The sequence below is a fragment of the Dyella sp. CR10 genome (assembly GCF_055814425.1).
In genome coordinates this window covers 957,312-968,416 of record NZ_CP185986.1, presented here as the reverse complement: position 1 = coordinate 968,416, position 11,105 = coordinate 957,312, and the positions used below count along the sequence as shown (strand labels likewise).

General features: G+C 68.0%; 11 protein-coding genes. 8 read left to right on the top strand and 3 right to left on the bottom strand.

The window, feature by feature from the left end; all coding sequences use genetic code 11:
• The 6 genes from ACNR9O_RS04490 (at position 1) to ACNR9O_RS04465 (ending at position 4,363) form a co-directional block, all read left to right on the top strand.
• Positions 1-738 (top strand): class I SAM-dependent methyltransferase, encoded by a 738-nt coding sequence (locus ACNR9O_RS04490; RefSeq protein WP_473682466.1) that lies wholly within the window; start codon positions 1-3, stop codon positions 736-738.
• Positions 735-1,919: a beta-ketoacyl-ACP synthase gene (locus tag ACNR9O_RS04485; protein ID WP_473682467.1), complete on the top strand. Its 1,185-nt coding sequence runs from the start codon at positions 735-737 to the stop codon at positions 1,917-1,919. Before ACNR9O_RS04490 ends, ACNR9O_RS04485 begins: the two co-directional genes overlap by 4 nt.
• Positions 1,916-2,380, top strand: a complete 465-nt coding sequence (locus ACNR9O_RS04480; RefSeq protein ID WP_473682468.1) for a hotdog family protein — start codon at positions 1,916-1,918, stop codon at positions 2,378-2,380. Before ACNR9O_RS04485 ends, ACNR9O_RS04480 begins: the two co-directional genes overlap by 4 nt.
• Positions 2,377-3,105 carry a 3-oxoacyl-ACP reductase FabG gene (fabG, locus tag ACNR9O_RS04475; protein WP_473682469.1) on the top strand — a complete coding sequence of 243 codons (729 nt, stop codon included), beginning with the start codon at positions 2,377-2,379 and terminating at the stop codon, positions 3,103-3,105. The genes ACNR9O_RS04480 and fabG overlap by 4 nt, the downstream gene beginning before the upstream one ends.
• Positions 3,106-3,161: 56 nt before the next feature.
• Entirely contained in the window at positions 3,162-3,602 is a 441-nt protein-coding gene (locus ACNR9O_RS04470) for a hypothetical protein (RefSeq protein WP_473682470.1), read from the top strand.
• A 134-nt stretch (positions 3,603-3,736) separates the two neighbouring features.
• Complete coding sequence (locus tag ACNR9O_RS04465; protein ID WP_473682471.1) at positions 3,737-4,363, top strand: LysE family translocator; 627 nt, start codon at positions 3,737-3,739, stop codon at positions 4,361-4,363.
• 13 nt (positions 4,364-4,376) lie between these two features.
• On the opposite strand, the gene ACNR9O_RS04460 is transcribed toward ACNR9O_RS04465, so the two are convergent.
• A complete protein-coding gene (locus ACNR9O_RS04460; protein WP_473682472.1) occupies positions 4,377-4,829 on the bottom strand; it encodes a VirK family protein in 453 nt (150 codons plus the stop codon).
• A 178-nt stretch (positions 4,830-5,007) separates the two neighbouring features.
• On the opposite strand from ACNR9O_RS04460, the gene ACNR9O_RS04455 reads away from it, so the two are divergent.
• Positions 5,008-5,898 (top strand): aldo/keto reductase, encoded by an 891-nt coding sequence (locus tag ACNR9O_RS04455; RefSeq protein ID WP_473682473.1) that lies wholly within the window; start codon positions 5,008-5,010, stop codon positions 5,896-5,898.
• Between the two features lie 169 nt (positions 5,899-6,067).
• Here ACNR9O_RS04455 and ACNR9O_RS04450 read toward each other — a convergent pair whose 3' ends face one another.
• Positions 6,068-6,544, bottom strand: a complete 477-nt coding sequence (locus ACNR9O_RS04450) for a WapI family immunity protein (RefSeq protein ID WP_473682474.1) — start codon at positions 6,542-6,544, stop codon at positions 6,068-6,070.
• A gap of 269 nt (positions 6,545-6,813) precedes the next feature.
• Between ACNR9O_RS04450 and ACNR9O_RS04445 the strand changes: the two genes are divergently transcribed.
• Positions 6,814-7,971: an isovaleryl-CoA dehydrogenase gene (locus ACNR9O_RS04445; RefSeq protein WP_473682475.1), complete on the top strand. Its 1,158-nt coding sequence runs from the start codon at positions 6,814-6,816 to the stop codon at positions 7,969-7,971.
• A gap of 95 nt (positions 7,972-8,066) precedes the next feature.
• Here the strand turns inward: ACNR9O_RS04445 and ACNR9O_RS04440 are convergent, their stop codons facing one another.
• Positions 8,067-10,868: a S8 family serine peptidase gene (locus ACNR9O_RS04440; protein ID WP_473682476.1), complete on the bottom strand. Its 2,802-nt coding sequence runs from the start codon at positions 10,866-10,868 to the stop codon at positions 8,067-8,069.
• Positions 10,869-11,105 lie beyond the last annotated feature (237 nt).

The following is an 11,105-nucleotide window of genomic DNA, read 5'->3' as shown; positions in this document are numbered from 1 at the left end:
ATGAACGTCCCTTCCCTGAAATACGCCAGCCCCACTTACGTCGAGGAAACCCGCCTCGGCTTTCAGTTCCTGCGCACGCATACCTGGCAGCACCATGTGCTGCGCGTGGCGATCAACGACCTCAAGCGCCTGATCGGCGAGCCGCTGCCCACCGGCGGCGTGCTGCTCGATGCCGGCTGCGGCCAGGGCAAGTCGTTCCGCCTGCTGCGCGATGCGTTCCAGCCGCGGCGCATCATCGGCCTCGATGCCGACCCGCACAGCCTGGAGCTTTCGCGCGCCGAAGCGCAGCGCGAAAACATCGACGCCGAACTGATCGCCTCGGACTGCGCGCAGATGCGCGTGGCGGATGCCAGCGTCGATATCGTGTTCTGCCATCAGACCTTCCATCACCTGGTGGAACAGGAGCGCGCGCTGGACGAGTTCTGGCGTGTGCTCAAGCCGGGCGGCCTGCTGCTGTTCGCCGAATCGACCAAGGCCTATATCGATACCTGGGTGATCCGCTGGTTCTTCCGTCATCCGATGGATGTGCAGAAGAGCGCCGACGAATACCTGGCGATGCTGCGCGGCCGCGGCTTCGTGTTCGAGCCGCGCCACGTCTCCCTGCCCTATCTGTGGTGGAGCCGCTCCAAGGACTTCGGCTTGCTGGAGCGCTGGGGGCTGCGCGCCCCGCCGCCGCCCGGACAGCGCGAGGAGACGCTAGTCAACGTGGCGGCGCGCAAGCCCGCCGTGGCGGCATGAGTACCTGGCTCAACGAGCTTGGCGTGGCCTGTGCCCTGGGCATGGGCAAGGCCGCCGTGGCCGAAGCGCTGTTCGCCGGCGACGACTCGCGCATCCGCGCGACCGGTGGCTGGATTCCCGCACGCGAGGTGCCGCTGGCCGCGGTGGAGGATGCGCTGCCGGCCCTGCCGCCCGCGCTGGCCGCCACGCGCGACAACCGCAACAACCGGTTGCTCTACGCCGCAGCGCTGGACATCGAGCCTTCGATCCGCGCTGCGATCGCACGCTACGGCAGCGAGCGCATCGGCGTGGTGATCGGCACCAGCACCACCGGCATCGACGAGGCCTGCCACGGCATCGCCGCGTTCCGCCGCGATGGCGCGTGGCCAGCCGGCTATCGCTACGCGCACCAGGAACTGGGCGCGCCAGCCGAATTCCTGGCCGAATGGCTGGGATTGGCCGGCCCCTGCTTCGGCATCTCGACCGCATGCACGTCCGGTGCGCGTGCGCTGCTGAGCGCACGGCGCCTGCTGAGCATGGGGATATGCGATGCCGTGCTGTGCGGCGGCGCGGATACGCTGGCCGGCCTGCCGATCAACGGCTTCCACGCGCTGGAAGCGCTGGATGCGCAGCGCTGCCGCCCGTTCTCGCGCCAGCGCGACGGCATCAACATCGGCGAAGCGGCCGCCTTGTTCCTGATGACGCGCGAACCCGGCCCGGTGGCGCTGCTGGGCGGCGGCGCCAGCTCCGATGCCTATCACATGTCCTCGCCGGATCCGCAGGGCGTGGGCGCCAGCGCCGCCATGCGCGCGGCGCTGGCCGATGCCGGTCTCGCGCCGGAGCAGATCGACTACGTCAACCTGCACGGCACCGGCACCGAGCACAACGATGCGATGGAAAGCCTGGCGATGGCTGCGCTGTTCCCGCAGGGCGTGCCGTGCTCTTCCACCAAGTCGCTTACCGGCCACACGCTCGGCGCGGCCGGCGCGCTGGAGGCGGCATTCTGCTGGCTGGCCTTGCGCGATGAGGGCGGTCGTCTGCCCCCGCACGTGTGGGATGGCGAAGGCGATCCGGCCTTGCCGCCGCTGCGCTTCGCCCGCGTCGGCGACCGCCTGCCGGCACAAGGGCCGCGCCGCCTGATGAGCAGTTCCTTCGCCTTTGGCGGCAACAATGCCGCGCTGGTGCTGGGAGACGCTGCATGAGCCGGTGGCCGGTCGCCGAGGTGTTGCCGCATGCCGGCGCGATGATCCTGCTCGACCGCGTGGACGAACTGGAAGCCGAGCGCATCGTGTGCGCGCGCGGCCTGCGCGCGGGCGAGCCTTTCGTCGATGCCGACGGCGGCCTGCCCGCCTGGGCCGGCATCGAGTTGATGGCGCAGGCCATCGCGGCCTGGGCCGGCTGCCACGCGCGCGCGGCGGGCGAACCGGTACGGCTCGGCTTCCTGCTCGGCGCGCGGCAATACCGCTGCGACGCGGACGCCTTTCCCGCCGGCGTCGAACTGCGCGTCGAGGCCACCCGCGGCTTCCACGACGACGAAGGCATGGGCGTGTTCGCCTGCCGCATCGACGGCGGCGGCGTGTCGGCCGAGGCCCGGCTCACTGTCTTCAGCCCCCCCGACGCGGCTACCTTTGCCGCATCGCTCGACAAAGGTTCCCCCGCATGACCGACACGATCCTGGTCACCGGCTCCAGCCGCGGCATCGGCCGCGCCATCGCATGGCGCCTGGCCGGCGCCGGCTACGACATCGCGCTGCACTGCCGCTCGCGCCGCGAGGAAGCGGAAGCCGTGCAGGCACAGATCCAGGCGCTGGGCCGGCAGGCGCGCGTGCTGCAGTTCGATATCGGCGACCGCGCGGCCTGCGCCGCCGCGCTGACCGCGGATGTCGAGGCGCATGGCGCCTACTACGGTGTCGTGTGCAATGCCGGGCTTACCCGCGATGGTGCGTTCCCCGCGCTGACCGGCGACGACTGGGACCAGGTGCTGCGCACCAATCTCGACGGTTTCTACAACGTGCTGCATCCGCTGGTGATGCCGATGATCCGCCGCCGCGCGCCGGGCCGCATCGTGTGCATCACCTCGGTCTCGGGCCTGATCGGCAACCGCGGCCAGGTCAATTACAGCGCATCCAAAGCCGGCGTGATCGGCGCCGCCAAGGCGCTGGCGATCGAGCTGGCCAAGCGCAGGATCACCGTCAACTGCGTCGCGCCGGGGCTGATCGATACCGACATGATCGATGCCGACCTGCCGCTGGAAGAAATCCTGGCGATGATCCCGATGCAGCGCATGGGCACGCCGGAGGAAGTCGCCGCGGCGGTGCAGTTCCTGATGAGCCCGGAAGCGGGCTATGTCACGCGGCAGGTGCTCGCCGTCAACGGCGGGCTGTGCTGATTCGCAGGGGCATCCTGTCCTCGCGCGCTTATCAACCCCAAAGGAGATCCACTCGCATGAAAGCCATTCGCCTCAGTCTCGCCCTCCTGCTGACCGCGCTGCCGGTCGCCTCCTTCGCCGCCGACAAAGTGGTGCACCTGCCGTTCGCTTCCGTGGTGGCCGAAGCCGAGAAGGCCGGCAAGCTGGACGGCAGCGTGAAGTTCTATCTTGCCGGCAGTACGCCTGCCGGCAAAGTGGACGTGGTCAAGGAGAACGTCGACGTCAGCCGCAAGACCAACGGTTTCGGCAAGAAGGAACAGGAGTCCTGCGACTGGGTGCTGCAGTCGGTGCTGATCGGCCTGCAGGACGAGGCCAAGGCCGCCGGCGCCAATGCCGTGATCGACATCGTCAGCAACTACAACGGCGCCGAATACAAGGATGGCGAGAAGTACGAATGCCACGCCGGCTTCCTGATGTCCGGCGTGCAGCTGAAGGCGAAGCTGGCGAAGGTGCACTGAGCATCCGCCGCAACCGCCGCGAAGCGCGCTCCCCGGAGCGCGCTTTTTTTGTGCCGCCAGAAGCTGCCCGGCTGGCTTGACAGAGTGATCGCGTCCGGGATTCATACGGATCGGCCATTCCCGGGAGATTCGTCATGTTCGACCTCGCCAGTCTGGTTACGTTTGTCGCCGTCGTGATCGGCCTCTTCCTGGTGCCAGGTCCTGCCGTACTGCTGGTGGTGAGCCGCACGATCCAGGGTGGGCGAAAGACCGGTGTGCTGACCGGCCTGGGTATCGCGGCAGGCGACTTCATGCATACCCTGTTCGCAGCGGCAGGCTTGTCGGCGGTGCTGATGACTTCGGCGCTGGCCTTCCATGCTGTGAAATATGTCGGCGCCGCTTATCTGATCTATCTCGGCGTCCGCGCGATGCTGGAAAAGCCGCAGACGCCTTCGCTGCCCGCGATGGCGCCCATCGCGCCGGCGAAGGCTTTTCTGCAAGCCATTCCGGCCGAGCTGCTCAATCCGAAGACGGCGCTGTTCTTTCTCGCCTTCATGCCGCAGTTCGTGCATCCGGAGCATGGCTCGACATTCGCGCAGTTCGCCGTGCTCGGGCTCATCTTCGTCGCGCTGAGTTCGCTCTATACGACGCTGCTGGCCTTGTCGATCCGCCCGCTGGGCCGCCTGCTCGGACGGCTGACATGGCTCGTGCGCTGGCAGGGCAAGATCGTCGGCGCCATTTTCATTTCGCTCGGGTTGAAGGTGGCGGCCCAGCAACGCTGAGCCGCCCGGTGGCTCAACCGCGATCCTCGCTGCCCCAGCGGTGCCCGACGTAGAACTTCGCGCCCTGACCGATGACGCACTGGTACTCACCGATCTGCGTCGGCTTTTCCGTGCCCGGCGGCGACTGGAACACCGAGATCGTCAAGGTCTGGTCGGCCTGCGCGCGATAGCGGATGAATTCATCGACACGCGTCCCCGAGCTGGCCAGCACGGTGGGGTGGTATTCGGAAAACACCAGCGCGTTGCCGGCGAGCTGGAACGAAGCGATGGGCAGGCCACCGACCAGCGGCGGGCCGCCAGCACCGGTGGGTGTGCGGCATTGAGCGAAGTCGGTCACCAGCGTGACGCGCTGGCCGTGCTGCAAGGCATGCGTCACGGCGGCCCAGTCGTGCGCTTCGGTAGCCAATGCCGCGTGACTGGCGAGCGCCAGCGGCGTGGCAAGCACGGCGGAAAGAAGACGATTCATGCGTCGTACCTCACGGGCGGAAAGGGAGAGGGAGGGAGCTGGCCGCCGGCATGGCTTGCGACCTGCCCCGCAGCCCATCTACGCCGACGGGCGTCGAGCCGGCGTCATCTGCGCACGCCCGGCGTGCGGCGGAGGCAAGCGATCGCTAGGATGGGCGCCCGTTTCCATCGGCATCGCCATGCAAGCTTCGGCCTCCTCCACGCGTCTCGAACTCTCTCCCATCGTTGCCGGGCTGTGGCGGCTGGGCGATTGGAATCTGGACGTGGCACAACGCGTGCGCTGGATCGAGCAGGCGCTCGAGCTGGGCATCGCCTCGTTCGACCATGCGGACATCTATGGCGACTACGGCGCCGAGCGGCTGTTCGGCGAAGCGCTGGCCGCGTCGCCCGCGTTGCGCGCGAGGATGCAGCTGGTGACCAAGTGCGGCATCCGCCTGTGCTCGCCGCGGCTGCCTTACCGCATCAATCACTACGACACCACCGCCGGCTACGTGCGTGCGCAGGTCGAGCAGTCGCTGCGCAACCTGCATACCGACTGGCTGGATCTGGTGCTGATCCACCGGCCCGATTACCTGATGGACGCGGCCGCGCTGGCCGACACCTTCGAGGCGCTCACGCGCGAGGGCAAGGTGCGCCACTGGGGTGTCTCCAACCATCGCAGCAGCCAGTTCGCGCTGCTGCACGCGCGCCATCCGCTGGCGACCAATCAGATCGAGCTGTCGCCGCTGCATCTGAACGCGCTGGACGACGGCACGCTGGACCAGGCCCAGCAACTGGGCCTGCGCCCGATGATCTGGTCGCCGCTGGGCGGCGGCCGGCTGTTCGCCGGCGAGGACGCGCAGGCCGTGCGCGTGCGGCAGGCGATGGAAGAGATCGCGCGGCGGCTCGGCATCAGCGTGGCTACGCTGGCCTTCGCCTGGATCCTGCGCCATCCGTCGCGGCCACATCCGATCACCGGCACTGGCCGTATCGACGGCCTGCGCGAAGCCGTGGCCGCGCTGGACGTGCGGCTGGCGGCAGAGGACTGGTACGCCATCTGGACCGCGAGCAAGGGCCACCCCGTACCCTGACGGCCGCTACACGTCGGCGCAATCCGCCGGTGCATATCTATCCCACCGGCGGGCATGGCTTCGGCATGGGCCGACAGGGCTCAGCCAGCGACCACTGGATTGACGCGTTTTACGCCCGGCTGCAAGCGCTGCCGGCCACGCGCCATTAGCGCGGCCGACGTGACGTCGCTCAAGCCATGCCGTGCAGGACGCGGCCGTAATGCACAGGGAACCGGCGCATGGCCTCTTCCAGCTGGACGCGAAAACCTTCCAGCTGTCCCCGCGTCACCAGGAACAGCAGGCCGCGCCCGGCATGCCAGGCCTCGTGCAAGGTCTGGGTGTCGTCCAACGGATCGACCAGCACCACGGTGACCGCCGCCATGTTGTCGCGCACCGGCTGTTGCAGGTGCAGGCCGACGCAATCGCTGACGCTGCACAGGTGCAGCTCGGCGTCTCCGCCGTCCAGAAAAGCCGGCAGCTTGCCGTGCCATGCCTGCAGATCCACCGCCGACATCAGCTCGCCGGACGCATGCAGCTCGCGCCCCTGTACGGCACAGGCAGCGTGGGTCAGCAACGCGTTGCGGGCCCAGGGGTCCTTGGCCTCCGGCGCTTCGCGGTTCAGCAGGATCAGGCGCAGCGCGCCCAGTTCGATCGTGACGGGAGACACGTGCCGCCCCCTCAGCCCGCGTCGCCGGGCCATCCACGCAACGACACCTCCGAGCAATGCCGGAAGCGCGAGAAACCCTCTCACGTCCATATTCTTCCTGAAGTGCCCCCAACCCCTTATGTGCGCGCAACTGTGATCCACTTCACGGACAAGCGCAATCGGACGTTTTCCGACCTGCCCGCCCCGCGTGGTGCGCCGCGCCAAAGCCCCCCGGACCTCCTGCGCTACCATTTCCGGCTCCCTATTGTCCCCCTTCGCTGGAGCCCGCGATGCGACCGTTTTCCCTCGGTGAAGAAATCGACCTGCTGCGCGAGAGCGTGCATGCCTTCGCGGAAAAGGAAATCGCGCCGCGCGCCACCCAGATCGACCATGACAACCTCTTCCCCGCCGACCTGTGGCGCAAGTTCGGCGAGATGGGCCTGCTGGGCATGACCATCCCCGAGGAATACGGCGGCACCGGCCTGGGCTTCCTGGCCCACATGGTCGCGATGGAGGAAATCTCCCGCGCCTCCGGCTCGGTGGGCCTGTCCTACGGCGCGCACTCCAACCTGTGCGTGCAGAACCTGTTCCACAACGGCACCGAGGCGCAGCGGCGCAAGTACATCCCCAAGCTGTGCTCGGGCGAGTACGTGGGCGCGCTGGCGATGAGCGAGCCGGGCGCAGGCTCGGACGTGGTCGGCTCGATGAGCTGCAAGGCCGAGCTGCGCGGCGACGTGTGGGTGGCCAACGGCTCCAAGATGTGGATCACCAACGGTCCCGACGCGGACGTGCTGCTGGTGTACATGCGCACCGCTCCGCGCGCCGCCGGCAGCCGTTGCATGACAGCCTTCGTCGTCGAGAAGGACATGAAAGGCTTCAGCACGGCGCAGAAGCTGGACAAGCTGGGCATGCGCGGCTCCAACACCTGCGAACTGGTGTTCGAGGATTGCGAGATTCCCGCCGAGAACATCGTCGGCGAGGTCAACGAAGGCGTGCGCGTGCTGATGAGCGGCCTGGACACCGAGCGCCTGGTGCTTTCCGGCGGCCCGATCGGCCTGATGCAGGCCGCGCTGGATCTTGTGCTGCCCTACGTGCGCGAGCGCAAGCAGTTCAACGCGCCGATCGGCACCTTCGGCATGATGCAGGCCAAGGTGGCGGACATGTACACCGCGCTGCAGTCCTCGCGCGGCTTCGCCTACATGGTGGCCGCCGAGTTCGACCGCGGCGGCAAGTCGCGCATCGATCCGGCCGCCTGCCTGCTCAATGCCTCGCAAAACGCGGTGAAGGTGGCGCTGGAGGCGATCCAGGCGCTGGGCGGCAACGGCTACATCAACGAATTTCCCGCCGGCCGGCTACTGCGCGATGCCAAGCTCTACGAAATCGGCGCGGGCACCAACGAAATCCGCCGCATGCTGATCGGACGCGAGCTGTTTCACGGCAAGTCGTAAGCGGCGACATCCATTCCGTGAGAAGAAACGGCCACGGCATAGGCATGCCGTGGCCGTCGCGTTTTCGGAGGCAGGTCGAAGCCGGCGCTGCCGGCTCACCAGGCGTACTGGTACGCCAACGTCGCCATCTGCGACTGATCGTGCTGACCGAAGTAATGGTCGTAGCCGAGCTGCAGGCTGCCGCGCGAAGAGAAGCGCCAGTCCAGCCCCAGGCCGGCCTGGCCCGCGTAGCGCGCCAGGCCGATGCCGCCCAGCGGGGCCCATTGGTTGAGGCCGGTGAAGCTGGCGTCGAAGACATCGCCTCGCGTGGCGAACGACTGCTGCCAGGCCACGCGTGCCTTCAGGTCCAGGCGGCCCAGGCTCGGCACCAGCCAGCTGCGCGTGGCGCGCAGGCCGGTGCCGGCCTGCCAGCGCTCGATGGTCTGGCCTGAGGCCTTCAGGCCGAAACCGTAGCCACCCAATTCATTGAAGGCATCGCGCTGGATGCGCGTGTACTGCATATCCACGTACGGCGTGACGCGCACCGCACCGACGTCGAGGCGATAGCCGCTTTCGCCGTAGGCCACGCCGTAGCGCCCACGCGTGTCGCTGGCCACCGCCGTATTTGCGTCGCCCAGTTGCAGGCGGCGACGCATGTTTTCCTGGTAATCGCCGACGCCGACGCGGCCCATCGCGTACCACGCATCGCGCGTGACGCCAGCATAGAAACTGCCTTCCACGGCACGGCTGCGGCCGGCGTCAGCGCTTTCGGTCAGACGCCCCAGCCCCTGCATGCGCGCCACCGCGAAACCGGCGAAGCCGTTCGCGCCCAGGCGCCGGTCCTGCCCCACCATCCAGCCGTTGAGATCCAGGCCGACGTTGCCGTAGCCGGCGCGTCCCATCGAACCTTGATAGCCGAGGCTCTGCGCCCACGCACCGGCTGCGGGCGCCTGCGCGAGCTGATCGAAACGATCCGACAGCGCGCGCGTGCCCGCATCGATGGCTTGCAGCGTCATTGCCGCGCTCGCCGCGTGCAGCTGGCCGGACAGGCTTTCCAGCGAGCGCTGCGCCACGGCGACGTTCGGCGATTGCTGCAGCTGCGCCGCACCCGCGATGAAGCCCGAGGCGGCAATCTGCCCGCTCGCACCCTGTGCCAGCTGCGTGTTGATCTGCTGGAACGCGCCGTCCACGCGCTGCGCGGCGCCGGTCGAGGCGGCCGTGTAGCTCATGCCTTGCACAGCGGTGGCCTGCACCTGCTGCACGTTGAGCCAGGCGCTGGTGGCGTCGTAGTTGAGCGAGGCGGTGAGGAACACGTTGGACGCCGTGTTGAGCGCGGAGAACGTACCGGTCAATCCGCCACTGGCTACCAGCACATTGGTATGCGAATTGGCCTGGTAGCCGGCACCGGCGCCGATCACGTAAAGATCGCCGCCGGTGAGCGTGGCGCTGCCGCCGACGCGCAAGGCCGAACCGAGCTCCAGCGCGAGCCGTCCCGCGCCGCTCTGCTGGTAGCTGCCAGCGACGTTGACGTCGCCGCTACTCACGGTCAGCACGCCCGCGTTGGCGAGATTGCCGCCGATGGTATGCGTATCCAACAGCGTGCCCTGCGCGCCGATCGCCACGCCGGAAGCCAGCGACTTCGCCGACAGCACGCCGCCCTGCACCCAGGTCAGGCCGGTGTAGGTCGATGGCTGAGTCAGCCGCAGCGTGCCGGTGCCCTGCTTGATCAGGCCGCCGGCGCCGGAGATCGGGTTGTTCCAGCTGGAGGTGCCGCTGAAGTTCACCGTGACGTCGCCCCAGTCGAACTTGGCCGGTCCGTTCACCGCCTTGCCGACGTCCAGCATGCCGTAGCCGAACACGCTGTCCGGCCCCGGCGTACCGAGATCGGTCGCGGTGCCGAGCAGGGTCTGCCGCACCAGGTCGTTGTTGAAATACGGGTAGGCCTGCCATACCAGGGCCGCTGCACCGGATACCTGCGGCGCGGCGAACGAGGTGCCGGTGATGACGTAGTAGCTGGCGCTGCTGGCGGTGTCGTCCTTGCCGCTGACGATCAGGTTGCCTGGCGCGGCCAGGCAGTAGCTCATCGCCACGCCGCAAGCGTTGGAATAGCTGGCCAGCTTGGTCGGATTGTTGCTGTCCACCGCCACCACGGTGAGCCAGCCGCGGGTGAGGTCCGGCGCGCGATAAGGTAGCGCTGCGACGTCACTGGGGTTGGCCTTGGCATCGTTGCCGGCGGCGAATACCACCAGCCCGCCCCAGCTGTTGATGAAGCGGTTGTAGGCGTCGTGGAAACTCTGCGTGGTCGAGGTGGCGGTGGCGTCCCAGTAGAGGCCGCCCCAGGAGTTGTTCATCACTTTCGCGCCGTTGGCGATCAGGTCGTCGTTGATCGCGCCCAGCGGATCGGCGGACGTGACGCGATTGCCCTGGCCGGAGCCGTCATCCTTGGGTGCCTGGTCGGCGATGATGCGCGCCGACACGATGTTGGCGCCCGGCGCGATGCCGCCCGGGTATTTGGCGAAGGAAGTGCCCGCCGCCACTTCCGACACCCAGGTGCCGTGGCCGACCACGTCGTCGATGCTGGTGTTGTTGGCGGTCGGATCGACGTAGATCAGATCCGCGAGCACGCGCCCGGTCAGCGTCGGATGGTTGCGCATGACACCGGAATCGACCACGCCGATGGTGACGCCCTTGCCGGTGAAACCCTGGTTGTGCGCGGCGTAGGTATCGGTGAGCGCGAGCTGCGCATCCAGCGGCGGATCGGGAGTGGTCGGCGGCGTGGGCGTAACCGGGGGTGTCGGCGTGGAAGGCGAGACGCGTACGTTGCCGTTGCCGCCGCCACCTCCTCCGCAAGCGCTCAAGCCCAAGGCGACGACGACGGCGAGGCACACCTCGCGGTGGCGCGGAAAACGCGTATCCATGATTCGATCCCCGATGCTGGTTCCATTGCCGACCGGCGGATCGCCGGCCGATGCTCCTGGCCGGCACACCGCAACGGTTTGGCTGGCACAAGAAGCTCCCGCGCAGAATGGTCTCACAAAGCCATGGCAATGAATTGCGAAGGCGTCCGGAGGTTCCGCGCAAACTCCTGCCTTGCCAGCGGTTTGCCGGCAGTGGTAGGCGGCTGCGATAATCGGCCGATCACTACCGGGCAATCG

Bases quoted from the DNA above. Each gene is read 5' to 3' on its own strand.
- ACNR9O_RS04490 (WP_473682466.1), top strand. From the start codon at position 1: ATGAACGTCCCTTCCCTGAAATACGCCAGCCCCACTTACGTCGAGGAA.
- ACNR9O_RS04480 (WP_473682468.1), top strand. From the start codon at position 1,916: ATGAGCCGGTGGCCGGTCGCCGAGGTGTTGCCGCATGCCGGCGCGATG.
- ACNR9O_RS04485 (WP_473682467.1), top strand. From the start codon at position 735: ATGAGTACCTGGCTCAACGAGCTTGGCGTGGCCTGTGCCCTGGGCATG.
- ACNR9O_RS04440 (WP_473682476.1), bottom strand. From the start codon at position 10,868: ATGGATACGCGTTTTCCGCGCCACCGCGAGGTGTGCCTCGCCGTCGTC.
- ACNR9O_RS04455 (WP_473682473.1), top strand. From the start codon at position 5,008: ATGCAAGCTTCGGCCTCCTCCACGCGTCTCGAACTCTCTCCCATCGTT.
- ACNR9O_RS04460 (WP_473682472.1), bottom strand. From the start codon at position 4,829: ATGAATCGTCTTCTTTCCGCCGTGCTTGCCACGCCGCTGGCGCTCGCC.
- ACNR9O_RS04445 (WP_473682475.1), top strand. From the start codon at position 6,814: ATGCGACCGTTTTCCCTCGGTGAAGAAATCGACCTGCTGCGCGAGAGC.
- ACNR9O_RS04465 (WP_473682471.1), top strand. From the start codon at position 3,737: ATGTTCGACCTCGCCAGTCTGGTTACGTTTGTCGCCGTCGTGATCGGC.
- ACNR9O_RS04470 (WP_473682470.1), top strand. From the start codon at position 3,162: ATGAAAGCCATTCGCCTCAGTCTCGCCCTCCTGCTGACCGCGCTGCCG.
- fabG (WP_473682469.1), top strand. From the start codon at position 2,377: ATGACCGACACGATCCTGGTCACCGGCTCCAGCCGCGGCATCGGCCGC.